The following is a 23,663-nucleotide window of genomic DNA, read 5'->3' on the forward strand; positions in this document are numbered from 1 at the left end:
GTCCACAGGTGTCGGATGTCGCCTTGTCGGATTCGCAGTGTTCTCCCCAGAGTCGGCACATGAGTGAGCAACCCATCGCGACTCGACACATCGTCGTCGGACGACCGGATCTGCACGGCACGGACCGGCGTGCAATCGCGGTCGACCTCGCCGCTGAACACGGCGGAGTGGTGCATCGATTGGCGCTGGCGGAGCACGGGATCGACCGGTTCGGCATACGCAATGAGGTCATCGCGGGCCGCTGGTTCAAGGTCGGCCGACATACGGTCGCGATCGGCACGCCTGAGCTCAATGAGGTTGCGCAACGGTGGCGCGCAGTGTGGGAGAGCGGTTCGGGAGCACGGCTCGACGGAGTGAGTGCGCTGCAAGCCGTCGGTATGACGGGGTTCAGCTCGGCGGTGATCGACGTGACCCTGCCGAAGACGAGTCACACCCATCAGGTCGAGCGCGTTCGACTGCACCTTCCGCGGGAGCCGGCTCCGGTCGTCGGTGCCGGCATCAGACGGGTCGCTCCGGAGATCGCGACGGTTCACGCAGCCCAGTGGGCCGTGTCCGACCGGCAGGCGGCGTTGCTGATCTGCCTACCGATGCAGCAACGGCTCACGACTGCGGCACGGTTACAGATGGCATGGCGGGCCATGTTTCGGTCGCCGCGACGACGCTTCCTCAACACGGTCATCGGCGATGTCACGGACGGCGCGCATTCCCTGGGCGAACTCGACTTCGCCCGTATGGCGCGTCAGATCGGTCTACCGTCACCAACGCGTCAGGCGCTGCGGGAAGGACCGGCCGGACGGGTCTATCTGGATGTGTCGTGGGATGACGTCGGCCTGGTGGTCGAGATCGACGGCGGGCATCACGCCCTCGCGCTCAACCCGATCGACGACGCCCTACGGCAGAACGATCGGGTTGCAACGGGGGAACGCGTGCTGCGCGTCCCCGTGCTCGGCCTGCGCCTGGTGCCGGAGAAGTTCATGCAGCAAGCGCGCCATACCTATGACGTGTTGCGAGCCGAAGCGAGCCGGCCGGGCCGACGGTGAGCCGGGCGACGGTGAGCCGGGGCTGCAGAAGGTGCGGCCGCGTCAGCGCACTCTCTGCAGGGCCGGGGTGGTGGTGCCGCCGGCTCCGGATTCCGGGCCGCCAGAAAGTGCGGTCGGGCGCACCATGTGCAGGACCGAGGCGCCGCTGGTGTGCACGAGTGATCCCGGACCTGCAGAAAGGGCGGTGGGGCGCACTTTCTACCGGACCGAAACGACGCCATGCGGGATCAACTGTCCAGCTCAGCCGTCGAGCTCCTCGATGGTGGCGACGCTCGGGCCACGGGTCTGCTGCAGATCACGCGCGACCGACTCGGCGTCGCGCAACACACGCAGCACGTTCCCGCCGGCGACCTTGGCGAGGTCCTCGTCGGACCAGCCGAGGTCGGCGAGCGCCGCGAAGACCTTCGGGTATGACGTGACGTCGTCCATGCCCTCCGGCAGGACCGTCACGCCGTCGTAGTCGCCGCCGACGCCGATGTGGTCGATGCCGGCGACCTCGCGGATGTGTACGAAGTGCGCCACGACGTCGTCCAGCGTGGCGACGGGCTGCGGGTGACGCTTGGCCCAGTCGTCGGAGAACTTCTGGAACGCCGCCACGTCCGTCGGGGCGACACCGGCATCACGTGCGGCGTCACCGGCATCCTTGCGCCACTGCGCGCAGGCGGGGGACACGAACGCCGGCACGAACGTCGACATGATCACGCCGTTCTTGTCGCGCAGCGTCTCCAGGACGTCGTCGGGAGCGTTGCGCGGGGAGTCACACACCGCGCGGGCGGAGGAATGGCTGAAGATGACCGGCGACTCCGAGACCGCGAGCGCAGCGCGCATGGTGTCGGCCGACACGTGCGACAGGTCGACCAGCATGCCGATGCGGTTCATCTCGCGCACCACCTCGACACCGAACCGGGAGAGCCCGTCGTGCACCGGCTCGTCGGTCGCCGAGTCGGCCCAGGGGTTGTTGTCGTTGTGCGTCAGGGTCATGTAGCGCACGCCCAGCACGTAGAGCATCCGCAGCGTCGCGAGCGAACTGTCGATCGACTGGCCGCCCTCGGCGCCGAGCAGGGACGCGACGCGTCCGGACGCGAAGACCGACTCGACTTCGTCGGCGGTGCGTGCCAGGCCGAACGTCTCGGGCCACCGGCCGATCATCTGGTGCACCGCGTCGATCTGCTCCAGGGTCTGGGTGACGGCCTCACTGCCGGGCTGGTTCGACGGGACGTAGACCGACCAGAACTGTCCGCCGAGGCAGCCCGTTCGCAACCGGTCGATGTCGGTGTGCGTCCGGTCGGCGGTGCCGGCCGCCAGGTCCAGCTTGTCGAAGTCGTACCGCACCAGATCACGTGCCGCCCACGGGAGATCGTTGTGACCGTCGATCAGCGGATGCTTCGCCAGCAGGTCACGGACTCGGTCGAGGGACGTGGAGGTGTCGGTGTTCGCCATACCTGCCATCACATCACGACGAATCCCACAAAGTACGCGGACTCCGGGAAGCGTCACGGGTGACCGAAGCACCGCCCGGCGTCCCATACAGTTGGAGACATGGAATCCCGCAGCGTCGCTCTGGTCACTTTGGGCTGCGCCCGGAACGAGGTCGACTCCGAGGAACTCGCCGGCCGGCTCGCCGGCGAGGGCTGGACACTCGTCGACGACGCGGCCGAGGCCGACGTCGCGGTCATCAACACCTGCGGGTTCGTCGAGCAGGCCAAGAAGGACTCCATCGACGCCCTGCTCGAGGCCAACGACCTCAAGGACCATGGCCGCACCCAGGCCGTCGTCGCCGTCGGCTGCCTCGCCGAGCGGTATGGCGCACAGCTCGCCGACCAGTTGCCCGAGGCCGACGCGGTGCTCGGATTCGACTCGTATGTCGACATGTCCAGCCACCTGCGCGCCGTGCTCGACGGCCATGCGCCGGCGTCGCACACGCCGTCGGACCGACGCAAGCTGCTGCCGATCAGTCCGGTCGACCGGCAGGGCAAGGATGTGGCCACCCCCGGGCACGGCGACATGCAGCGTCCCGGCGACGTGGAGGTCGTCTCGCCCGCCTCGTCACCGCGGGTCATCCGGGCCCGGCTCGACGGGCGGCCCTGGGCGCCGCTGAAGATCGCGTCGGGTTGCGACCGGCGCTGCGCGTTCTGCGCGATCCCGTCGTTCCGCGGCGCGTTCGTGTCCCGCCGCCCGTCCGACGTGCTCGCCGAAGCCCGGTGGCTCGGGCAGCACGACGTGCGCGAGGTGTTCCTGGTCTCGGAGAACTCCACGTCATACGGCAAGGACCTGGGCGACCTGCGACTGCTCGACACCATGCTGCCGGAACTCGTTGCCGTTGAAGGGATTTCGCGCGTTCGAGTGTCCTACCTGCAGCCCGCCGAGATCCGCCCTGACCTGCTCGACGTGATGACCTCGACGCCGGGCGTGGCGCCGTACTTCGACATCTCCTTCCAGCACGCCAGTGGCCCGCTGTTGCGCCGGATGCGCCGCTTCGGTGACCGCGAGTCGTTCCTGCAGTTGCTGCAGGAGGTACGCCGCCGCGCGCCGCAGGCCGGCATCCGCAGCAACGTCATCGTCGGCTTCCCCGGCGAGACGGACTACGACCTCGAGGAGCTGGAAAGCTTCCTGACCGAGGCACAGCTCGATGTCGTCGGTGTCTTCGGTTACTCCGACGAGGACGGCACCGAGGCCGAGACGTATGACGGGAAGCTGCCCGAGCACGAGGTGGCGGACCGGCTCGCGCACTTCCGGACCCTCACCGAGCAGCTGAACGAGCAGAGCGCCGCCGACCGGATCGGCCAGACCGTCGAGGTGCTGGTGGAGTCCGACGGGCTCGCCGAGGGCGATGACGGCGAGGTGCGCGGCCGCGCCGGACAGCAGGGGCCGGACGTCGACGGCGAGACGATCCTCGCCGTTGCGCCCGGCACCGTCAGCGTCGGCGACATCGTCACGGCGACCGTCACCAGCACCCTGGGCATCGACCTCATCGCGCAGCCCGCGGAGTCCACTCGGTGAGCGCCGCCGAACGCCGCGACGGCCGGCCGAGCGCCCGGGACGAGTCCGCACGCGTCGAGGGCAAACGACCGACCGCACGCGAGGAGCTCGAACGCCGTCGGGCGCAGACCCGTGAGGAGATCGAGCGGCGCCGCGCGGAGTTCGAGCGGCGCCGGGCCGCCGGCGAGCCGATCATCGCGCCGCCGATGCCCGACCCGGCCTCCGCACCGAGCACCGGCGTGAGCAACTGGAACATCGCCAACGCACTCACGATGTTCCGCATCGTGCTGGTGCCGGTGTTCGGCTGGTTGCTGCTGATGCACGGCGGCGACGACACCGGCTACCGACTCGGCGCGGTCGGCGTCTTCGCGCTGGCCTCGATCACCGATCGCATCGACGGAGACCTGGCCAGGTCCCGCAACCTGGTGACCGACTTCGGCAAGATGATGGACCCGATCGCCGACAAGGCGCTCATGGGTATGGCGCTGATCGGCCTGTCGGTCATCGACCGGCTGCCGTGGTGGGTGACGGCAGTCATCCTGATCCGCGAGGTCGGCATCACGGTGCTGCGCCTGTTGGTGATCCGGCACGGCGTGCTCCCGGCCAGCCGTGGCGGCAAGCTCAAGACGTTCCTGCAGGCCATCGCCATCGGCCTCTTCCTGCTGCCCATCGACGGCTGGTTCGACGTCGTGGCGTGGATCGTCATGATCGCCGCGCTCGCGGTGACCGTCGCGACCGGCGTCGACTACATCTTCCGGGCGATCAAACTGCGACAGAACAGCGAACGCTCCCGGGCTCGTCGCGCACGCCGGGCCGCCCGCGGTGGCCGGGCCTGACGTCATGGACGATACGAGGCTGATCGCGGACCTGCGGCGCAAGGGCGACACCGTCGCGGTCGCGGAATCACTCACCGGCGGCCTGGTGTGCGCGGCGCTGACCGCAGTGCCCGGTGCCAGTGCGGTGGTTCGTGGGTCCGTCACGTCATACGCGACGGATGTGAAGGCGAGCGTGCTCGGCGTCGACGCGCACCTGTTGCGATCCGGCGGCGCGGTGCAGGCCGAGGTCGCCCGGCAGATGGCGCACGGGGTACGACGACTGCTCGGCGCGACCCACGGCATCGCGACCACCGGGGTCGCGGGACCCGACCCGCAGGACGACGTGCCGGTGGGTCGCGTGTTCATCGCTGTCGGCTGGGACGACGCGCCGGGGGTGCCGATGGACGACGTGCGGATGCTCGACCTGACCGGCGATCGCGCGGCCATCCGTGACCAGACGGTGACTGCGGTGCTGGAGCTGCTCGCGGCGTCCATCGCGGGTGGCGGGGAAGACCGAGGCCCGGTCCGTGGTTGAGGGCAGTGGAGGCGGTTGTCCGACTCCGCACCGGGCAACCGTCCGTGCAGGGCGTTAAGCTTGGGTTGTCAGAGCAACCGTCGAGGTCACTGGGAGGCGTCATGATTCTGCTCCGTCGCGAGCTCGGTGACGTGCTGCGCAGTGTCCGTCGCGAGCAGGGCAGGACCCTGCGCGAGGTCGCTCAGGACGCGCAGTTGTCGCTCGGCTACCTCTCCGAGATCGAGCGTGGTGAGAAGGAAGCATCCTCCGAGTTGCTCGCCGCCGTGTGCGATGCGCTCGGTGTCCCGATGTCCGAGGCGCTGCTGAGCGTCTCCCAACGGCTCGCCGCCGCGGAGGGCCTGGCTGCGCCGGTGCCGCTGCCGGTGCCCGACCCGTCCGCGGTCGTCTCGTCCGCCGCGTGAGTCACCCGCCGGTCTGACAACCGGCACAGAAGCCGAGTGTGCGCTGCGTCGGCGGCTCACCGATCGGTCCGGTCCGCAGCAATCGCCCGCATCTAGGGCACGGCTGACCCGCTCGCCCGTATGCCGCATGCGGCACCTCCGCCGGGTGCCGCACCACTGCTGCGTTGAGCAACCGGTGGGCCGTGACCAGCACCGCACCGAGCGCCGGGGCCGACAGGTCCTCGACAGTGGTCCACGGACTGACGCGCTCGTGGAAGAGCGTCTCGGTGGTCCAGATGGTGCCGAGCCCGGCGAGATTGCGCTGATCGAGCAGTGCGGCACCGATGGCCCGTTGCGGTTGCCGCCGCAGCAGCGCGGCCGCGGTGTCCGCATCCCAGTCGTCGCCCAGCAGATCCGGGCCGAGGTGACCGACGACCTGGTGCTCATCACGGGTTGCGATCAGGTCGACCATACCCAGCGAGTCCCCGATCGCGGTCCACTCCGATGTTGCGAGCAGCACCCGAATGCTGTTGCGGCGCACGGATTTCGGGGTCATCTGCCGGGTGGGCCGCACTCGCCAGCTGCCGTCCATCCGCAGGTGCGTGTGCACCGTCATACCGGAGTCGAGGCGGTGCAGCAGGTGCTTGCCGCGACTGACGACCTCGAGTGTCGTCATACCGTGCAACGACCGGTCGGCGAGGCTCGGCCAGCGCAGCTCACAGCCGACCAGCGGCTCGCCGCGCAATGCGTCGTCCAGCCGGTTCGCCGCCCGACGAACGGCATCACCCTCGGGCACGGAAGGACCTCATACCTCGCATCATCTCAACACTGGTATGACGAGCGCGCCACCGCTGCTCCGTACGCTGGCGTGCATGATCGACACCACCCCACCCGTCGCCGCACCCTGGTGGCAGCGGCACCTGCTCGATGTGCTCGCGGCGTTCGGCGCGCTGGCGATCATCGGCTCGGCGAGCCACCTGGACGTGCACGGCTCGGAGCGGGCGATCGACGGGTTGGCCGTCGCGCTCGGTCTCGTCGGGATGGCGGCGGTCGTCGCCCGCCGGCTCTCAGTGCTGGTGAGCCTGCTGGTGCCCTGCGCCGCACTCGTCGCCTATCTGCTGCTGCACTACCCGAACGGACCCGCCTACTTCCTGCTGCCGCTGGGGGTCTTCTGCTACAGCTTCCACGCGCGGCGCGAACTTGCTCACCGACTGGTGCCGGTCGTCGTCGTGGTCGTCGCCGTCTGTGCGTATGTCGGCGGCGGCCAGGACACCGCGGTGCGCGTCACGATCGTGCTCAGTTGGGGCATCGCCGCGGCGATCCTCGCGGAGTGGCTGCGGACGCGTGCCGACCGGACCCTCGAGCGTCGAAAAGCGTTGCAGCAGCAGCAGAAACGCGCGGCCGTCGAGCAGCAACTGGAGTTGGCCCGCGACCTGCACGACAGCGTCGCTCACGCGCTGACGGCGATCACCGTGCAGACGGCGCTTGCCGAACGGCTCGCGAAGGATCACCCCGAGCAGGCGGCGGAAGCAGCGCGCGCCGCACGGATCGCGGGCCGTGACGCACTCGCGGACCTGAACTCGATCGTCGGATCCCTGCGTGAGCCCGGTGCTGCACCGACCCGGCCACAGCCCGGTGTGGACGAGATCGACGCGCTGGTGACGCGTGCCCGCGACGCCGGACTGCACATCGAGGTCGACCGCGACCTCCCGGTCGATCTGCCCGAGGCCGTGCAGGGCGCGGCATACCGGGTGGTGCAGGAGGGCCTGACGAACGCGGTTCGTTACGCACCCGGAGCGCGTGTCCGGCTGGTGATGCGCAACGACCGCAACGCGTTCCGCGTCTCGTTGACCGACGACGGACCGGCTGCGGGCGCTACCGTGCAATCGGCGGGCGGTGGCCACGGCCTGGTCGGTATGGCGGAGCGGGTGCGTGCCACCGATGGCGTGCTGCGTCATGGCCCGAACCCGTCCGGTGGCTACTTCGTCGAAGCACGTTGGGAGACAGCATGATCCGGGTTGTCGTGGCCGATGACCAGGCATTGGTGCGACGTGGGTTCGCCGCGTTGATCGGCCTCGAGCCCGACATCGACGTGGTGGCCGAGGTGACGACGGGCCGGGAGGCGGTCGCTGCGGCACACGAGCTGCGCCCGGACGTGTTGTTGATGGACATCCGGATGCCTGACATGGACGGGCTCGAGGCGACCCGGCAGATCACCGCCGATGAAGTGCTGAGCGGCGTGCACGTGGTGATGCTGACGACCTTCGACCTGGACGAATACGTCTTCCAGGCCTTGCGATTCGGCGCCAGCGGGTTCCTCGTGAAGCACACCGATCCGGACGAGCTGATCCGTGCGGTGCGCGTCGTTGCCGGTGGAGAGGCCCTGTTGTCGCCGACCGTCACCAGGCGCCTGATCGCCCGGTTCGCCTCTGCGGACGCCGGCGCCGACGACGGCCCGGCCCGTGGTGCGGCGTCGACGTCGCCGCTCGCCGAGTTGTTGACCGAACGCGAACGTGAGGTCGTCGGCCTGGTGGGGCAGGGGCTGTCCAACGACGAGATCGCCGGACAGTGGTTCGTCAGTCAGGCGACGGTGCGCACGCACGTCAGTCGCGCGATGACCAAGCTGCATGCGCGCGATCGCGCCCAGCTCGTCGTCATCGCCTACCAGCACGGGCTGGCCGAGCCGCCCGCCCCGGATGTCTCCTGAGGGACACGAGAGACGTCGATGTGAGAGTCGGGGTCCCCGCGACGTATCGGAAGAATGTGTGGGGTGACTCAACATCTGACGTAGGGCGATCTCCACGCTGACGCGATGTGCGCTAGCCGGTCGGGCGACATCGTGGAGGCATGAACACAGAGACAGAGCGTGAGGTCGTGGCGGTAACGGGCCTCACCAAACGATACGGAAGCCGCACCGTCGTCGACGGCGTCGATCTGCACCTGACCGCCGGTTCGATCACCGGCCTCATCGGCCCGAACGGGGCCGGTAAGACCACCATCATGTCCATGCTGCTCGGCCTGGTTCGACCCAGCGCCGGACGAGGAACCGTGCTCGGGCACGACCTGGCCCGGCCGGCCGACTACCTGCCGCAGGTGGGCGCGTTGATCGAAGGCCCTGCGTTCTTCGGCAACCTGTCCGGGCGGGGCAATCTGGAGTACTTCGCGCGGCTCGGCGGGCATGACCTGTCCGGCATCCCTGCGGTGTTGGAACTCGTGGGTTTGCAAGGGCGCGAAGGGGATTCGTTCTCGTCATACTCCTTGGGCATGAAGCAGCGACTCGGCATCGGTGCCGCGCTGCTGAGCGATCCGCAACTCGTGATCCTGGACGAGCCGACCAACGGGGTCGACCCGGCGGGCATGCGCGACATCCGGGCGATGGTCCGGCGCATCGCCGCCGACGGCCGGACGGTGCTGATCTCCTCGCACCTGCTGGCCGAGCTGGAGCACATTTGCGATCGGGTGATCGTGCTCGACCAGGGTGGCCTGCGCTACTCAGGTCCGTTGGACGAGCTGCCCGCATCGCGCGCGGAGGTGATCGTGCTGCGCAGTGCCGATCAGGCGGAGGACGACGAGTTGCACCGCATGCTGAGCGCCCAGGGCTGCACGGTCGAACGGCGCGCGGACGGCTTCGCCGTCGACGTCGGCCGGGAGGAACCGGCGCAGCTGGCCGCGAAGCTCAACCGCAGCGCGGCCGAACAGGGCATCCGCCTGGTCGAACTGCACCACCAGAAGCAATCACTCGAGGACCGGGTGCTCGACCTGGTCGGAACAGGGAGCAGGTCATGAACAACACCACAGGGAGTTCGACGCTCACCCGTCCCTCCGACACGTCACCCGGAACTCGCACGAACGCGCACACCGAGGTCGAGATGCTCAGCACGAACTCCACCGCTCGCACGAAGCGCGCGCCGGCCATGGCGCGAGCGTTCGTGGCGGAGTGGATTCGGTTGTCCAGCAAGCGGATCTGGCTGATCTCGGTGGCAGCCACCGTCGTCTACTCGGCGATCCTCACTGTCGTCATGATCAACACGGCGCCGGAACGGTCGCGGGCCGGCCTCAGCATCCAGTCGTTGGGTGAGTCCGGTGGCGGCACCCTGGCGGTGCGAACCGCGGCCTCGTTCACCTCGGTGCTGATCCTCGCCGTGTTCGTCGGGATGAGCGCCGGATCGTTCGCGCGCGGCACCTGGCGGGCCTCGTTGTTGCAGCAGCCGCGACGACTGACCCTCGCTGTCGGCACCTTCGCCGCACGGATCGCGATCAGTGCCGTCATCGTCGCCGTGCTGTTCGTGGCCGGTCTGATCACGGCATACATCGTGGCGCCCGGGCAAGGCATCGACACCGGGTCCTGGCTCGATGCCAGCTCGCTCGGAACGGCGGCCGACGACTACCTGCGGGTGCTGCTCTTCGTGGTCGGCTGGGCACTGCTCGGCACGCTGATCGGCATACTCACCAGGTCGGTGGCGGTGGGTCTCGGCATCGGGATCCTGTGGGCCGGACCGATCGAGAACATCCTCGGTGACAATCTCTCGCTGGGTTCGCACTGGTTCCCCGGGCTGTTGCTGCGGTACGTCGTCGCACCCGAGACCGCGACGGTCACCGGCACCACGTTGGTGCTCCGCCTCGCCCTGTATGCCGTGATCGGTGTGCTGGCGGTGGGAGTGATCCTGCGCCGCCGCGACGTCTCCAGCTAGCTCAGCGGCGGATGCGCAGTCCCTTCGGGGTCACGTGAAAGCCGTTGTCCGTCAAAGAATTCGCCAACAAGTGCTCCGAACCCAACGCGGGCTTGCCGTCGATGCTCTCGACGGTGAGCCCGCGCAGGCGTGGTGCACCGCGGGCATCGGGCGGGAGCACGACGGTGCGGGCCAGCGCTGCTGCGGCGGAGCCCAACGCAGTGGGATCCTCGGTGTAGGTCAACACCTTGCGACCGCCTCGCTCCACGAAGAGCGTCAATGCTCCCGCGACGAGCACGACCATCGCACCGGCCCGTCGGCTCGGTCGGTGATCGGGGCCGTGACCCTCGCGATCGGGCCAGGGGAGAGCGGCGCCGAACGGGTTGGCGGGGTCGGCGGCCGCCAGCACGCGCGCGGTCTCCGGCTGCGGGGGCGCGACGTCCCACGGGTTGCGTGGCGCGGCGGTGGGCCGGCCGGCAGCTCGCAGCCGATCGACCGCACCCGAGCTGCCGAACTGCGCGGCTCCGAGCCCCTCGATGAAGTAGCCGCGCCGTACGCGGCCGGTCTCCTCCGCGGCGGCGAGCACGCGGTAGACCGTGGCGAAGCCGCCTGTCACGGACTCGGCCTGCACAGCGCCGCGAGTGACAATGCCGTGCCGGTCGAGAAGAACCTCCGCCAGTGCCAAAGCCCTTGCGGTTTGGTCGGTTTCGAGCGGTGGCAACAATGACCAACGACCGGAGACGGTCGGCGGGGCAGAGCGCTGTGCCGACGTCGGGCGGCTCAGCCCGCTGCGAGACCCGCGCAGACCCGCACCGATGCGACCGTGCCGGCTCTGCCGCGGTCCCTGGGCGCGAGCCTTGTGCGCGGTCCGGCCGCCTGCGAGCAGCGCACGCAGTGGCGCGAAGGTGTCTCCACTGACCCGCCCCGACCAGATCAGGTCCCAGAGGTAGGCCTGCAGGTCGCTGTCCGAACTGCGTGCGTCGGTCGCGTTGACGTTGTCGGCGAGGGTCCGGAAGAAGAACGACCCGCCGCCGTCGAGCGCGTCGAGCATCGCCCGGTGGGCCGGCGTGAGATCGACGGTGTCGTCGGGCGCCGCGAGCGTCAAAGGCGCACTGTCGGCAAGATGCAGGGACACCCAGCCGTCGTCACCCGGCAGGGCGGCATGCCCCTGCCAGACGACCTCGCCACTGGACACCAGCTCGTCCAGCATCCCCGGGTGGTATGACGCCACGCGCTCCGGCAGGATCAGCGTCTCCAGCGCGCTGGCGGGCACCCGTGCCCCGCACAACTGCTCGATCGCGCGCAGCAGTCCGTCGGTGCCGCGCAGGTCGCCGCCCACACCCTGCCAGGCCGGCAGGAACGCAGCCAGGTCTTCGGCCGGGACCGGCTCCACCTCGGCGCGCAGCGATGCCAGGGACCGCCGCTTGATGGTGCGCAGCACTTCCGGGTCGGCGAAGTCGACGCCGTGCGCGCCGCCGCCGAGTTCGGTCGGTCGCAGCTCGCCCTCGACCAGGCGGCCGGCCGACACCAATCGGCGCAACGTGTCGTGTGCGACAGCGCGACCGATGCCGAGCGCGGCGGCCGGCTCGGTCTCCGGGAACGGCGCGTGGGTGCGTGCGTAACGTGCCATCAACTCACCCAGGGGATCGTCCGTCGGCTCGAGGAAGACGGCCGGGATGCCCGCCGGCAACGCCAGGCCGAGTGCGTCCCGCAGCCGGGCGGCATCCTCGATCGCCGCGTAGCCGACGGAGTCGGACCACCGCACCTCGATCAGCCGGCGTGCCGCCACGAGGTCGCGCAGCCATCCCGCGACCTCCCCACGCGACTCCTTGCGGGTGCGCTGCTCGATCTGCTCCCGGGTGAGCACGCCGAGCACCCGCACCAGATCAGCCACGTCCTCCGCATCGCGCGAGTGGCGTTCGGGAACGAGGCGTTGCAGCTGCTGCTCGACCTCCGAAACCACTTGGGAATCCAGCAGATCGCGCAGCGAGGCTCCCTCTCCGGAGCCGAGCAGGTCGGCCAGCAGGGACGGGTCGAGCGCGAGGGCGGCGGCGCGCCGCTCGGCCAGTGGGGAGTCGCCCTCGTAGAGGAACTGTGCGACGTAACCGAACAGCAGGCTGGTCGCGAACGGCGAAGGACTCTCGGTGTCGACCTGCACGACACGGATCCGGCGAGCCGTGATGTCGCGCATCAACTGCACCAGGCCGGGCACGTCGAAGACGTCCTGCACGCATTCGCGCACTGCTTCGAGCACGATCGGGAACGACGGGAAGCGGGAGGCCACCTCGAGCAGCTGTGCGGAGCGCTGGCGCTGCTGCCACAGTGCCTGGCGGCGCCCCGGGTTGCGACGCGGCAGCAGGAGCGCACGCGCCGCACATTCGCGGAATCGTGCTGCGAACAAAGCAGATCCGCCGATCTCCTCGGTCACCAGATCAGCGACCTCGTCCGGATCCTGCACGATCAGGTCGACGAGTTGGGCTGCCGCGGTGGCGTCGGTGTCCGGATCGGCGTCGGGCAGGCGCAGCACGATGCCGTCATCGCCGTGCATCGCCTGCACCTCGACGCCGAAGCGTTCGCGCATCCGCGCCGCGAGCGCGAGCGCCCAAGGGGCGTGGACCGGGGCGCCATACGGGGAATGCACGACGACCCGCCAGTCGCCCAGCTCGTCGCGGAACCGCTCGACGACGATCGCCTTGTCGTGCGGCACCTGCCCGGTCGACTCCTGCTGCTCGCGCAGGTAGGCGAAGAGGTTGTCGGCCGCCCACTCGTCGAGACCGGTCTCCTTGACCCGCGCGCGTGCCGACTCGTCGGGCAGCGCGATCAGCTCACGGACGAATTGCCCGACGGCAGAGCCGAGTTCGAGGGGTCGGCCCGGCGAGTCGCCCTTCCAGAACGGCAGCTTGCCGGGTTGCCCAGGAGCCGGAGTGACCCGCACCTGATCGTGCGTGATGTCCTCGATACGCCAGCTCGTCGTGCCGAGGGTGAAGACGTCGCCGACCCGGGACTCGTAGACCATCTCCTCGTCGAGCTCGCCGACCCGGCGGCCAGGACCCTCACCGGCCGCGAGGAACACGCCGTACAGACCACGATCGGGGATCGTGCCGCCACTGGTGACGGCGAGCCGCTGGGCACCACGCCGACCGCTCAGCGTGCCGGTGATGCGGTCCCACACGATGCGCGGCCGCAACTCGGCGAAGTCGTCGGACGGGTAGCGACCGGCCAGCATGTCGAGCACCGACTCCAGGATGCTGCGCGGCAGGCTCGCGAACGACGCGGTCCGGTGCGTGAGCTGCTCGAGATCGTCGACCGACCAGTCGTCCAACGCGCACATCGCGACGATCTGCTGTGCCAGCACGTCGACCGGATTGCTCGGCACCGCAAGGGATTCGATCATCCCGGCCTTCATCCGGTCGACCACGACACAGGTCTGCACCAGGTCGCCGCGGAACTTCGGGAAGAGCACTCCGCGACTGACCGCACCCACCTGGTGGCCGGCACGGCCGACCCGCTGGAGGCCGCTGGCCACGCTCGGTGGGGACTCCACCTGTATGACGAGATCGACCAACCCCATGTCGATGCCCAGCTCCAAGGAGCTGGTCGCGACGACGGCCGGCAACCTGCCGGACTTCAGGGCGTCCTCGATCTCGCCGCGCTGCTCCTTGCTGACCGAGCCATGGTGCGCGCGCGCGAGCACCCCGGGCGCTCCGCCGCTCTGGCCGGCCTGCGCCATCACCTGAGCGGGCGCCCTGGACGGCGCGGGAGCATCCTCGGGCACGTCATTGCGCTCGGCCCAGATCTCGTTCAGCCGGGCGGTCAGCCGTTCCGCCAGCCGTCGCGAATTGGCGAAGACGATCGTCGACCGGTGCTGCGCGATCAGGTCGACGATGCGTTCCTCGACGTGTGGCCAGATCGAGGCGCGCTCGACCGGGTCGGCGGATGGTCCGGCGGGGTCGTCCGTTGTCCGGCCCAGCTCGGTCAGATCGGCCACCGGGACGACGACCTCGAGGTCCCAGGACTTCTCCGCGGGCGGCTGCACCGTCGTCACCGGTCGGCCGCCGGCCAGATAACGCCCGACCTCCTCGACCGGACGCACGGTCGCGGACAGCCCGATGCGCTGCGCGGGCTTTGGCAGTATGGCGTCCAGCCGCTCCAGCGACAGCGCCAGATGCGCACCGCGCTTCGTCCCCGCAACGGCATGCACCTCGTCGATGATCACCGTCTCGACACCGGACAGGGCCTCGCGAGCCGCTGACGTCAGCAACAGGAACAGCGACTCCGGCGTCGTGATCAGGATGTCCGTCGGGCGTCGCGAGAACGCGCGTCGCTCGTTGGCCGGGGTGTCGCCGGACCGCACCGACACCGACACGTCGGGCTGCGGCAGGCCAAGTCGATCCGCCGCATGCTGGATACCGACCAGCGGCGACCGCAGGTTGCGCTCCACGTCGACCGCGAGTGCCTTCATCGGTGACACATAGAGGACCCGGCACCGTTTGAGGACTTCGTCGGGCGCCGGTGTTGCCGCCATCCGGTCGATCGCCCACAGGAACGCCGACAGCGTCTTGCCCGACCCGGTCGGCGCCACCACCAGCGTGTGATCGCCGTTGCTGATCGCGTCCCACGCGCCGGCCTGCGCGGGTGTGGGCGCGCTGAACGAACCCTCGAACCACGCGCGCGTGGCAGGGGAGAAGCGATCCAGAACCTTGTCGGTCATTGCCTGCCTAGCTTCGCATCAGCCGCCGACATGCGGACCAAGCTGGTCGAGTGGCGGTGAGGAACGAGCCGCGTAAACCCAAGCTGGTCGAGTGGCGGTGAGGAACGAGCCGCGTAAACCCAAGCTGGTCGAGTAGCGGTGAGGAACGAGCGGCCCAGTCAAGCTCCTTGAGGAGCTTGTGAGGGACGAGCAAGCGTCTCGAAAGGCGCTGCGCGTCAGCGTTCGGTCACCTGAGCGGCGCCGGATGCGCCGTTTCGAAGCTCCTTGAGGAGCTCGTGAGGGACGAACGAGCGTCTCGAAACGACCCGTGCTCCGATTTTCGTTCGGTCACCTGGGCGGCGCCGGACGCGCCGCCGCCCCGGTCTCACTCCGTTCGCTGCGCTAACGCTCCGCTCACTGCATAGGCCCGGATCGACGACACGACCGACGCCGTTGGTGGTGAGGTCATCCTGTTGGCCCGCCGCGTGAGTCTGCGACTCGCTTCGGTCTGTTCGTCACCTCGGCTGGTCGGGTTTGATCCGCATGGTGTGCAGCGCCGTGGCGAGCATGCGGTAATGGCCTGCCAGCAAAAGGAATTCGACGCAGCCGCGGTCGTCCAGATGGCCGTGCAGCCGCTGCCAGGTCGGGTCGGACAGGTCGTCGTCCGCGATGAGTTCGTCGGTCGCCGCGATGAGGGCCTGCTGCCGGTCGCTGAAGTATGACGCCTCGGGCGTCGCGCTGAGCAGCTGCTCGATCTGTTCTGCGGTGACGCCGGCTCGTTGCGCGATGTGCCGGTGGTGCGCGACCTCGTAGTCACTGCCGCGCAGCCGAGCGACTCGGAGGATGACCAGTTCGCTGTCGGCCCGTGGGAGTGAACCGAACGGCATCAGGGTTCCGGCGAACGCGAGCCACCCCCAGAAGGTCCGCCGACCGCGTCCGAGCACGGTGAAGATCGCCGGCGGCGCGGTCCGGGTGACCCGTCCAGCAAGGTGTGCGAAACCGGACGCCAGCGGGCCGTTGGTGCGCCACGTCCCAGGTCGGACTCGGGCTGAAGCGGGTCGAGTAGGCCGGGGGAGCGAAGCGGAGGAGGACGTATCGAGACCTTGCAAGCTGTCCGTCATACGTTGTCCTCGATCCGCGAATTCGGTTGTGCGGTGGTGAAATCCGTCCGCTCGTCACGCGCCAGCTCCAGTGCGCGCTGCAGATCGGGCATTGATTTCAGCTCGGCCACCCGCTGCGCGATCATCCGTGCGGGCAACAGCGGTGCGATCCACCACGGCGCCCAGATGAAGCGCGACCTGCGACTGATTCCGCGTTCCAGGGCATTGATCGCGACGGAAAGTGGTGTGACGACGGTGACCGACTTTCGGCCGCCGAGCAATGTCGACCCGGCCCGGGTGCTGAAACCACGGCTGGTCATGTCGGTGTCCAACTCGGCGTAGTAGGCAACACCGACGCGTGCACCGGTGCCGTGCAACTCCCAGCGCAGCGTGTTGCCGATCGCCTCGACCGCCGCCTTCGACGCCGAGTAGGCACCCATCAGGGGCGCGTGGACAGCAGCGGCAAGTGACGACGTCGCCAGTGCATAACCGCCCGGGTGCGCGATGTGTGGAGCAGCTGCGCGCAGCGTGTAGTAGGTGCCGAGGGTGTTGACCGCGAGCGTGCGTTCCATGACCTCCGGTTCACCGCCGACGATCGGAAGTTGTTTGGCGATACCGGCATTCGCGATCACGATGTCCAGGCCGCCGAGCTCGTCGACCAGTTCCCGGACGACCGTGTCGACCTGTTCACGGTTCGCGACGTCGAGCTCGCGCCACGGACCACCGATCTCCGACGCCACCTTCTCGAGCAACTCCGGCTCGAGGCCGGCAACGGCAACCCGTGCTCCACGCTCGGCGAGTCTTCGCGCCAGCGCGGCGCCGATGCCGCGGGCGCCGCCGGTGATGAGGACTCGCTGGTGTTGCAGTCGATCGTTACCCATGACCGACAAACCTACGTGTCGGTAGCTTCCGCGGCCAGGGTGTGAGCAAATGAGAATTCAGGTGGCGACGAACGACCTACAGTCGTTGGTTACTCGCTCATCCGACTCTCAGGCGGCGAGGAAGTGACGACAGTAGCGAGGTGGTGGCAGCGCGCGTCAGACCTCGCGCTGGTGCTCGGGCTTCACCGGGTCGGCGAGGGCGGCGTACGTGTCGGGGCGGCGCGTTGCGAGGAACGGGAACAGGTCGAGCCAGTCCTTGCGCTGCGCGAGGTCGAGGTCGGCGACGAGTACGGCGGTGGTGTTGCGCGGCGCCTGCGTGAGGACCCGTCCGTAGGGGTCGACGATGAAGCTCGAGCCGTAGAAGGTGATCAGCCCCTCGGTGCCGCAGCGGTTGGGGACCACGATGAACAACCCGTTGGCGATGGCGTGTCCGGTGATCGTCGCCTGCCAGAGCGGTTGCGTGTCGAAGTCGGGGTGATCCGGCTCGGAGCCGATCGCGGTCGGGTAGGCCAGCAGGTCCGCACCACCGAGGGCGTAGGACCGGGCGACCTCGGGGAACCACTCGTCCCAGCAGGTCGGCAGACCGACCTTGACGTCCAGATCCGCAACGGGCACAACGGGATACGCGTCGTCCGGCGGACCGGGACGGAAGTACTTGTCCTCGTAGTAGCCGGCGGTCACCGGGATGTGCGTCTTGCGGGTGCGCGCGATCAGCTCACCGTTCGGCGCCACGAGGACTGCCGAGTTGAAGCCGAGGCCGTCGCCCTGGTCGTTCTTCTCGTAGAGCGACGCGTGCACATGGACGCCGAAGTCGCGGGCCGCCTCGCGCGCAAAGGTCACGGTCGGTCCGTTGTCGAGATCCTCCGCGATGTCCGAGGGCGTGCCGGTCGGCAGCGTGTCCGCGGGGTAGCGGGACAGCGTCAGCTCCGGCAGGAAGACCACCTTCGCGCCGGCCTTCGCCGCCTGCTCGATGCCGTCACGCAACGTCGCGATCAGGTCGTCGCGGTTCTCCAACCACTCATGCTGGACGAGGGCGACCCGCAGCGGCTGCCGATCCGGTTGCTCCACACGGGCCGGTGACGACGGGATCTGCTGCGCGACGATGAGCTCCATGTGCAGAGCGTGACACATGCCATCCGGCCGCTCCACCTACCCTGGAGAAGTGAAGCATTCGGAGTACAGGCGGCTGATGACCGACGAGTTCGGATCGGCCTACGCGGCGGTCCTCGGCAACAGCCATGTGCTGCAGGTCCTGGGCAATCGCACCCCCGACCAGGCGCTCGAGGCGGGCGTCAAGCCGCGCGAGGTCTGGGAGGCGATCTGCGTCGATCTGCAGATCCCGCCGGAGCGCCGGCTCGGCCGCGACATACCCATCAAGGAACGCCGCGACATCTGAGCCGCCGCGCCCGCCACCGCCGAGACCGCCTTGCCGAATGACGGCTTCCTCGGCGAGTGACGGCCTGATCAGACCGTCAGTCGGCGAAGAAGCCGTCACTCGGGATGGTGGTGGGCTGGGCTCAGCGGACCGGTGCACCGGGCCCGAGCGGTATGCCGAGCCCCCACCAGATGAAGAAGAGCACCGTCCAGGTGACGGTCATCGCGACCGCCAGCGGCAACGTGTATGACGCGAGCGTCCCGATCCCGGCCTTCTTGCGATAGCGCTGCAGGAAGCCGAGCGCCATCACGAAGTACGGACTCATCGGGGTGATCGCGGTGGACCCGGAGTCGGCGATCCGGAAGAGCGCCTGCGTCGTCTCCGGCGGCACGGACAGCAGCATCAGCGTCGGCACCAGGACCGGCGCCGCGATCGACCACATCGCCGAACCGCTGGTCACCAGCACGTTCACGATGCTGAGCAGGGCGAGCACCATCAGGAAGATGATCGGTGCGGGCACATTGGCCTGGTCGAGGATGTCGGCGGACTTCACCGACATCACGTCGCCGAGGTGCGTCCAGTCGAAGTACGCCAGGAACTGGGCGATCGCGAAGAACAGCACCAGCACCGGTGCCATCTGCTTGATCCCCTCGGCCATCAACCGCGGGGTGTCGCCGACGCCCTTGAGTGCCCCGGTGCGCAACCCGTAGACCATGCCGGTCGCGCCGAAGAGGATGGCGATCACGAAGGCGATCCCGTCAAGGAACGGCGATTCGGCGATGCTGCCGTGCTCGCCGCGCAACGGCGACCCCGAAGGTATGACGACGGCCGCGACCACGACCAGCAGACCGAGCAGGGTCAGGCAGGCGGCACGGACGGCGGAGCGCTCGCGGTCCGACAGGTGCAGGTCGCCGATGTCCTCCAGGTCGATGTCGGGATCCGGGTCGAGGTCCGGCCGCTTGGCCAGCACCCACCGGGTCACCAGCGTGATGACCGTGGCGAGCAGTAGTGACGACGCGATGTTGAAGTACCAATTGCTGACCGCCGAGACGGTCACGTCCTTGTCGATCAGTCGTGCGGCGGAGGTGGTGATGCCGGCGAAGATCGTGTCGTTCGGCGTGGGGATCGGGCTCGCGTCATACCCCGACGCGATCGAGGTGTAGGCGACCACGATGCCGAGGATCGGCGACCGGCCGACGGCACGAAAGGCCAAGCCGCCCAACGGAACCAGGATGATGTATGCCGCGGCGGACGCCACGTGCGAGACGGTCCCGAGGAACGCGACGGCGAATACCACCGCGGACGCCGGCACCCGAGAGACGCCGACCTTCATGACCGCGGCGAGGAAGCCGGTGCGTTCGGCGACGGCGACGCCCATGATCACCACGACGATCGTCGCCATCGGCGGGAACGTCGCGAAGTTGTCGATCGCGGTGGACATGGCCATCGCCAGCCCGTCGCCGCTGAAGAGGTTCCGCACCGCGACCGTCTTGTGGTCGCTCGGCGAGACGACACTGACGTCGAAACCGGCGAGCACCGCACTGAGGACGCCGAGGATCAGCGCGAGGATCCAGAACAACCAGAACGGATTCGGCAGTGCGTTGCCGGCCTTCTCGACCACGCCCATGGCGCGGATGATCCGTGGCAGGCGTTCCTGTTCCTCGGGTTTCGTCGTAGTGGTGGTCATGAGGTTCCCTCCGGCGTGGCCAGGCGGTGCTTGCTGAAGAAGCGCCAGATCACGTCCTGCGCCCTGATGGTGTGCGTGACGTGCCCGCCGCCGGAGTAGGTGTTCGTGCCGGGCCAGACGTGACCTCCGCCGGTGACGGCGACGTGTTCGACGGCAGTGCCGGACGCGCAGTGTTTCCAGTCGAGAACGGTGACGTCGGTGCCGATGCGGCGGGTCGACGGATCGGTGTCGCACTTGTCCCGTGCGGCCCACTCCGCGACATACGAGCGTATGGCGGGCAGCTCGCGGTCCGGGTCTCCGGCATACGGGATCGTGGTGTCCCCGGTGCCGTGAAGATCAAGCAGCGCAGCGGGTTTCGCGTTCTCGCAACCCTCGGTCGCCTGCGGATAGAACGCGCCGGAGTTGGGTGCGAACGCGGCGAAGCGGTCCGCCATACGGCAGGCGAGCAGGTTCACGAAACCGGCGCCGTTGGACTTGCCGGTGGCGTAGGTGCGGGTCCGATCGACGCAGTAATCGGACTGCAGTTGGTCGAGCAGGTCGGACGTGAATTGCACGTCGTCGACACCGGGCGGCGCGTAGGGAGCGCCCTGCCACGCCTGGCGGTATCCGGACCCGGTCCCGATCTCGCCGTTCGGGTAGGCGACGACAGCCGGCAACGAGGAGAGCCCGGAGAACCCCTCCACTTCGGTGCCGGTGCTACCGCGGCCGTGATAGGCGATGATCAGCGGCCAATTGCGGTGCTGCGCATAGCCTTTCGGCAGATGCAGGATGTAGGTGCGGGTGTCTCCACCGCTGGTGATCTCGTACTTCGCACTTGCACCGGACTCCTGGTCCGTCGCCTTGGTGCAGGCCTGGTGAGCCGACCGGGTCGCGGCCGCTGGAGATGCTGTCGGGGACAGGCTCCGTGCGACGGCGGGTGCGGTCACCGTGCCGGTGGCGAGCAAGCCGGCGGTGAGGACAGCTGCGCGCTGCCGAGTCTTCTTCATGGTCGGTTCCTTTCGGCCGGGTCGAGCGGTTCGGGGCGTGCTCGACCCACCGGGCGGCTCGGGGGAGGCGTCCGGTCGTGACGGGGGTGAGGGTCAGGCGGAGCGCCACTCCTGGAGGTATTCGACGAGTGCCGCGGTGACGGCGTCGACGATCGCGCGGCCCTGGTCGGCCGTCGCGGTCGTGGGATCACCCAGCACGCCATTCGCGCTGAGCTGGTCGTACCGGCGTGCGAGCGCCGGTGCGGTGCGTCGCGCGACGCGCGACAAGGGGTCCAACTGGTCCAGGGCGGTCGTGCCCGGGGTCAGTCGGTCGGTGTGCACCAGATGCGGTGCGACATGCAGCATCTGTGCGGTCTCCGACTCGCCGCAGTGTCCGGTCACCTCGGTGCGATTCATTGTCGCGGTGACGGGCCCGACGAGGGAAGCTATTGCGGTCCAAGCGAATTCGATGTCCGGGCGATCATGCAGGAGGTCCTGCGCGAGTGCGCCCAACGTGGCGTTGTTGCCCGCGTGCCCGGTGATCACCAGGATGCGTCGCCAGCCGTGGTGGACGAGCGAATCGACATACTCGCGGGCAACGGTGAGGAAGGTCGACGGCCGGAGGGTGACGGTGCCGGCGAAGCCGAGATGGTGTGGTGAGACACCGACCGGCAGGCTCGGCCCGATGACGACCCGGCCGCGCAGTGCGGCGGCGACCCGATCGGCCATGTCCTCGGCGCGGATCAGATCGGTGGCCATCGGCATCGCCGGGCCGTGCTGCTCGAAGGCACCTGCCGGCAGGATCACGACGTCGCCTCGAGCGACGGACGCGGCGGCGTCCTCCGTCGTGAGCTCGCCCAGCCGGTATGACGTGCTACTCATGCGTGGTCCTCCACTGCCGTCGCGAGCACATCGCGGATCGACTGCAGGTGGGAAGCGGTGAGTTCGGCTGCTCGGTCGGCGTCGCCGGCCCGGATCGCGTCCAGGATCTGCAGGTGCTCGGCGTGGTCGCGCTCGCGGTCGTCATACCGATGGCGGATCTGGACCTGCTCGCGAGAACGTAGGTGCAACAAGGCTTCCAGCGTCTCGGCGACCAGTCGGTTGCCGGTCGCGGCGGCGACGGCGACGTGGAAGTGCAGGGCCGGACGCTCGTCGCCGCGCTGCGGGGTGAGCGCGTTGGTCAGCGCCGCTTCGAGCAGCTCGAGGTCGGCATCGGTGCGACTGCGGGCGGCCTCGGCCGCGATGGCCGGTTCGAGCAGCAGTCGAGTGGCGATCAGTTCCTCGATCGAGTCGCGGCCGGCGTGCTGGTTGACGACCATGCGTCGTTCGAAGCCGGCACCGACATACGTCCCCGAGCCGTGGCGGAACTGCACGACATCCGTGGCCTCGAGGCGACGCAGTGCCTCGCGGACGGTGGGCGTGGTCACCTCGAACCGCTGGGCGAGTGCCCGCGACGACTCGAGGGCGTCGCCCGGGCGCAGGCCGCCCTCGACGATGAGGTCGACGATCTCGTCGGCGAGGCGGCTGGTCAGTGAAGTCTGTGCGGTCACGAGAAGTGACTAGATCACTTGATGACCTGATGTGTCAAGGGTCACACTCTTATCGCGAATGACGGCTCCCTCGGCGAATGACGGCGGGATTGGGCCGTCACTCGGCGAGGAAGCCGTCATTCGGCAGGGGTGGGACGCCGATAGGTTGAGGTCGTGGCGAACCCCGACCGCGTCCGCGCGTGGGATCCCGGTGTGGCCGGGATCCGCGAGGTGCTGCACGCGTCCTGGGCCGACCACAGCTATCCCGCGCACACGCACGACGCATGGACCGTGCTGATCGTCGACGACGGGTTCATCGGGTATGACGTCGACCGCCACCGGGATCGTGCCGACGCCGGGATCGGCGTGACGCTGCTGCCGCCGCACGTCGCGCACGACGGGCATCCGCTGACCTCCCGCGGGTTCCGCAAGCGGGTGGTCTACCTCGAGGGATCGGTTCTGCCCGAGCATCTCATCGGTCGGTGCGTCGATGCACCGCTTGTGCCGGATTCGTCGCTGCGCCAAGCGGTTTCGCAATTGGATGCCGCATTGTCATCCGGCGACAAGCTCGCCGCGGAGTCACATCTGGCGCTCGTCTCCGATGCCTTGCGGTGGCACCTGAGCGGCCGGCCCGACGCCGGTCGCACGGACCTCACGCGGCGCGCGATGGTGGCTGGGCGTGCTCGCGACATCCTCGACGCGGACCCGGTCGGCGCCCCGTCGGTGGAGGCGCTGGCGGCGCAGCTGGGCGTGAGCGCGGCATACCTGATCCGGGCCTTCACGGGGGAGTTCGCCATACCGCCGCACCGGTATGTCACCGGTCGCCGGCTGGACCTGGCGCGCCGGCGACTGCTCGACGGCGAGCCCGCCGCATCGGTCGCGGTCGCCAGCGGCTTCTACGACCAGGCGCACTTCCACCGGCACTTCCGGCGATTGTTGCGGACGACGCCCGGCGGCTATCGGGCCCACTGACGGGGTCAGTTTCGTACAAGACGGGTGGTTCCACGGGCCGCACGA

General features: G+C 69.0%; 21 protein-coding genes. 11 read left to right on the forward strand and 10 right to left on the reverse strand.

The window, feature by feature from the left end; genetic code table 11:
- Nucleotides 1-59: 59 nt before the first annotated feature.
- On the forward strand, nucleotides 60-1,040 hold the full coding sequence (locus tag ACZ50J_RS07025) for a hypothetical protein (protein ID WP_464300549.1): 981 nt from the start codon (nucleotides 60-62) through the stop codon (nucleotides 1,038-1,040).
- 240 nt (nucleotides 1,041-1,280) lie between these two features.
- Here the strand turns inward: ACZ50J_RS07025 and ACZ50J_RS07030 are convergent, their stop codons facing one another.
- The gene (locus tag ACZ50J_RS07030; RefSeq protein ID WP_464300550.1) at nucleotides 1,281-2,480 is read right to left on the reverse strand and encodes a dipeptidase; all 1,200 of its coding nucleotides are present in this window, start codon (nucleotides 2,478-2,480) and stop codon (nucleotides 1,281-1,283) included.
- Between the two features lie 99 nt (nucleotides 2,481-2,579).
- On the opposite strand from ACZ50J_RS07030, the gene rimO reads away from it, so the two are divergent.
- The 4 genes from rimO (at nucleotide 2,580) to ACZ50J_RS07050 (ending at nucleotide 5,770) form a co-directional block, all read left to right on the forward strand.
- The gene (gene rimO, locus ACZ50J_RS07035; RefSeq protein ID WP_464300551.1) at nucleotides 2,580-4,040 is read left to right on the forward strand and encodes a 30S ribosomal protein S12 methylthiotransferase RimO; all 1,461 of its coding nucleotides are present in this window, start codon (nucleotides 2,580-2,582) and stop codon (nucleotides 4,038-4,040) included.
- Entirely contained in the window at nucleotides 4,037-4,855 is an 819-nt protein-coding gene (pgsA, locus tag ACZ50J_RS07040) for a CDP-diacylglycerol--glycerol-3-phosphate 3-phosphatidyltransferase (RefSeq protein WP_464300552.1), read from the forward strand. Before rimO ends, pgsA begins: the two co-directional genes overlap by 4 nt.
- Nucleotides 4,856-4,859: 4 nt before the next feature.
- Nucleotides 4,860-5,369 carry a CinA family protein gene (locus ACZ50J_RS07045; RefSeq protein WP_464300553.1) on the forward strand — a complete coding sequence of 170 codons (510 nt, stop codon included), beginning with the start codon at nucleotides 4,860-4,862 and terminating at the stop codon, nucleotides 5,367-5,369.
- A 101-nt stretch (nucleotides 5,370-5,470) separates the two neighbouring features.
- Nucleotides 5,471-5,770 carry a helix-turn-helix domain-containing protein gene (locus ACZ50J_RS07050; protein WP_464300554.1) on the forward strand — a complete coding sequence of 100 codons (300 nt, stop codon included), beginning with the start codon at nucleotides 5,471-5,473 and terminating at the stop codon, nucleotides 5,768-5,770.
- 1 nt (nucleotide 5,771) lies between these two features.
- On the opposite strand, the gene ACZ50J_RS07055 is transcribed toward ACZ50J_RS07050, so the two are convergent.
- Nucleotides 5,772-6,545 (reverse strand): DNA-formamidopyrimidine glycosylase family protein, encoded by a 774-nt coding sequence (locus tag ACZ50J_RS07055; RefSeq protein ID WP_464300555.1) that lies wholly within the window; start codon nucleotides 6,543-6,545, stop codon nucleotides 5,772-5,774.
- A 76-nt stretch (nucleotides 6,546-6,621) separates the two neighbouring features.
- On the opposite strand from ACZ50J_RS07055, the gene ACZ50J_RS07060 reads away from it, so the two are divergent.
- The 4 genes from ACZ50J_RS07060 (at nucleotide 6,622) to ACZ50J_RS07075 (ending at nucleotide 10,440) form a co-directional block, all read left to right on the forward strand.
- Nucleotides 6,622-7,761, forward strand: coding sequence for a sensor histidine kinase (locus ACZ50J_RS07060; RefSeq protein ID WP_464300556.1), 1,140 nt, complete (start codon nucleotides 6,622-6,624; stop codon nucleotides 7,759-7,761).
- The gene (locus ACZ50J_RS07065) at nucleotides 7,758-8,456 is read left to right on the forward strand and encodes a response regulator (protein WP_464300557.1); all 699 of its coding nucleotides are present in this window, start codon (nucleotides 7,758-7,760) and stop codon (nucleotides 8,454-8,456) included. The genes ACZ50J_RS07060 and ACZ50J_RS07065 overlap by 4 nt, the downstream gene beginning before the upstream one ends.
- A 140-nt stretch (nucleotides 8,457-8,596) precedes the next feature.
- Nucleotides 8,597-9,535: an ABC transporter ATP-binding protein gene (locus tag ACZ50J_RS07070; protein WP_464300558.1), complete on the forward strand. Its 939-nt coding sequence runs from the start codon at nucleotides 8,597-8,599 to the stop codon at nucleotides 9,533-9,535.
- Nucleotides 9,532-10,440 (forward strand): hypothetical protein, encoded by a 909-nt coding sequence (locus ACZ50J_RS07075; protein ID WP_464300559.1) that lies wholly within the window; start codon nucleotides 9,532-9,534, stop codon nucleotides 10,438-10,440. Before ACZ50J_RS07070 ends, ACZ50J_RS07075 begins: the two co-directional genes overlap by 4 nt.
- 1 nt (nucleotide 10,441) lies before the next feature.
- On the opposite strand, the gene ACZ50J_RS07080 is transcribed toward ACZ50J_RS07075, so the two are convergent.
- The 4 genes from ACZ50J_RS07080 to ACZ50J_RS07095 all read right to left on the reverse strand — a co-directional run bounded on the left by ACZ50J_RS07080 (nucleotide 10,442) and on the right by ACZ50J_RS07095 (nucleotide 18,203).
- The gene (locus tag ACZ50J_RS07080) at nucleotides 10,442-15,130 is read right to left on the reverse strand and encodes an ATP-dependent helicase (protein ID WP_464300560.1); all 4,689 of its coding nucleotides are present in this window, start codon (nucleotides 15,128-15,130) and stop codon (nucleotides 10,442-10,444) included.
- A gap of 494 nt (nucleotides 15,131-15,624) precedes the next feature.
- Nucleotides 15,625-16,230: a carboxymuconolactone decarboxylase family protein gene (locus ACZ50J_RS07085; protein ID WP_464300561.1), complete on the reverse strand. Its 606-nt coding sequence runs from the start codon at nucleotides 16,228-16,230 to the stop codon at nucleotides 15,625-15,627.
- On the reverse strand, nucleotides 16,227-17,090 hold the full coding sequence (locus ACZ50J_RS07090; protein ID WP_464300562.1) for an SDR family NAD(P)-dependent oxidoreductase: 864 nt from the start codon (nucleotides 17,088-17,090) through the stop codon (nucleotides 16,227-16,229). Before ACZ50J_RS07090 ends, ACZ50J_RS07085 begins: the two co-directional genes overlap by 4 nt.
- 156 nt (nucleotides 17,091-17,246) lie before the next feature.
- The gene (locus ACZ50J_RS07095; RefSeq protein ID WP_464300563.1) at nucleotides 17,247-18,203 is read right to left on the reverse strand and encodes a nitrilase-related carbon-nitrogen hydrolase; all 957 of its coding nucleotides are present in this window, start codon (nucleotides 18,201-18,203) and stop codon (nucleotides 17,247-17,249) included.
- 49 nt (nucleotides 18,204-18,252) lie between these two features.
- Here ACZ50J_RS07095 and ACZ50J_RS07100 point away from each other — a divergent pair, with 49 nt between their 5' ends.
- Nucleotides 18,253-18,486, forward strand: a complete 234-nt coding sequence (locus ACZ50J_RS07100) for a DUF3046 domain-containing protein (RefSeq protein ID WP_464300564.1) — start codon at nucleotides 18,253-18,255, stop codon at nucleotides 18,484-18,486.
- A 121-nt stretch (nucleotides 18,487-18,607) separates the two neighbouring features.
- Here the strand turns inward: ACZ50J_RS07100 and ACZ50J_RS07105 are convergent, their stop codons facing one another.
- From ACZ50J_RS07105 to ACZ50J_RS07120, 4 genes are all read right to left on the reverse strand, one after another.
- Nucleotides 18,608-20,152 (reverse strand): AbgT family transporter, encoded by a 1,545-nt coding sequence (locus ACZ50J_RS07105; RefSeq protein ID WP_464300565.1) that lies wholly within the window; start codon nucleotides 20,150-20,152, stop codon nucleotides 18,608-18,610.
- Nucleotides 20,149-21,138, reverse strand: a complete 990-nt coding sequence (locus tag ACZ50J_RS07110; protein ID WP_464300566.1) for a CE1 family esterase — start codon at nucleotides 21,136-21,138, stop codon at nucleotides 20,149-20,151. Before ACZ50J_RS07110 ends, ACZ50J_RS07105 begins: the two co-directional genes overlap by 4 nt.
- A gap of 93 nt (nucleotides 21,139-21,231) precedes the next feature.
- Nucleotides 21,232-21,999, reverse strand: coding sequence for a creatininase family protein (locus tag ACZ50J_RS07115; protein WP_464300567.1), 768 nt, complete (start codon nucleotides 21,997-21,999; stop codon nucleotides 21,232-21,234).
- A complete protein-coding gene (locus ACZ50J_RS07120) occupies nucleotides 21,996-22,667 on the reverse strand; it encodes a FadR/GntR family transcriptional regulator (RefSeq protein WP_464300568.1) in 672 nt (223 codons plus the stop codon). The genes ACZ50J_RS07115 and ACZ50J_RS07120 overlap by 4 nt, the downstream gene beginning before the upstream one ends.
- A gap of 153 nt (nucleotides 22,668-22,820) precedes the next feature.
- Between ACZ50J_RS07120 and ACZ50J_RS07125 the strand changes: the two genes are divergently transcribed.
- Nucleotides 22,821-23,618 (forward strand): AraC family transcriptional regulator, encoded by a 798-nt coding sequence (locus ACZ50J_RS07125; protein ID WP_464300569.1) that lies wholly within the window; start codon nucleotides 22,821-22,823, stop codon nucleotides 23,616-23,618.
- Nucleotides 23,619-23,663 lie beyond the last annotated feature (45 nt).

The organism is Flexivirga sp. G2, assembly GCF_055397625.1.

What these genes read in the sequence shown, in the direction of transcription:
- ACZ50J_RS07085 (WP_464300561.1), bottom strand. Translation starts at nt 16,230, where the DNA reads ATGACGGACAGCTTGCAAGGTCTCGATACGTCCTCCTCCGCTTCGCTC.
- ACZ50J_RS07050 (WP_464300554.1), top strand. Translation starts at nt 5,471, where the DNA reads ATGATTCTGCTCCGTCGCGAGCTCGGTGACGTGCTGCGCAGTGTCCGT.
- ACZ50J_RS07060 (WP_464300556.1), top strand. Translation starts at nt 6,622, where the DNA reads ATGATCGACACCACCCCACCCGTCGCCGCACCCTGGTGGCAGCGGCAC.
- ACZ50J_RS07105 (WP_464300565.1), bottom strand. Translation starts at nt 20,152, where the DNA reads ATGACCACCACTACGACGAAACCCGAGGAACAGGAACGCCTGCCACGG.
- rimO (WP_464300551.1), top strand. Translation starts at nt 2,580, where the DNA reads ATGGAATCCCGCAGCGTCGCTCTGGTCACTTTGGGCTGCGCCCGGAAC.
- ACZ50J_RS07115 (WP_464300567.1), bottom strand. Translation starts at nt 21,999, where the DNA reads ATGAGTAGCACGTCATACCGGCTGGGCGAGCTCACGACGGAGGACGCC.
- ACZ50J_RS07110 (WP_464300566.1), bottom strand. Translation starts at nt 21,138, where the DNA reads ATGAAGAAGACTCGGCAGCGCGCAGCTGTCCTCACCGCCGGCTTGCTC.
- ACZ50J_RS07075 (WP_464300559.1), top strand. Translation starts at nt 9,532, where the DNA reads ATGAACAACACCACAGGGAGTTCGACGCTCACCCGTCCCTCCGACACG.
- ACZ50J_RS07095 (WP_464300563.1), bottom strand. Translation starts at nt 18,203, where the DNA reads ATGGAGCTCATCGTCGCGCAGCAGATCCCGTCGTCACCGGCCCGTGTG.
- ACZ50J_RS07065 (WP_464300557.1), top strand. Translation starts at nt 7,758, where the DNA reads ATGATCCGGGTTGTCGTGGCCGATGACCAGGCATTGGTGCGACGTGGG.
- ACZ50J_RS07080 (WP_464300560.1), bottom strand. Translation starts at nt 15,130, where the DNA reads ATGACCGACAAGGTTCTGGATCGCTTCTCCCCTGCCACGCGCGCGTGG.
- ACZ50J_RS07030 (WP_464300550.1), bottom strand. Translation starts at nt 2,480, where the DNA reads ATGGCGAACACCGACACCTCCACGTCCCTCGACCGAGTCCGTGACCTG.
- ACZ50J_RS07090 (WP_464300562.1), bottom strand. Translation starts at nt 17,090, where the DNA reads ATGGGTAACGATCGACTGCAACACCAGCGAGTCCTCATCACCGGCGGC.
- ACZ50J_RS07045 (WP_464300553.1), top strand. Translation starts at nt 4,860, where the DNA reads ATGGACGATACGAGGCTGATCGCGGACCTGCGGCGCAAGGGCGACACC.
- ACZ50J_RS07025 (WP_464300549.1), top strand. Translation starts at nt 60, where the DNA reads ATGAGTGAGCAACCCATCGCGACTCGACACATCGTCGTCGGACGACCG.
- ACZ50J_RS07070 (WP_464300558.1), top strand. Translation starts at nt 8,597, where the DNA reads ATGAACACAGAGACAGAGCGTGAGGTCGTGGCGGTAACGGGCCTCACC.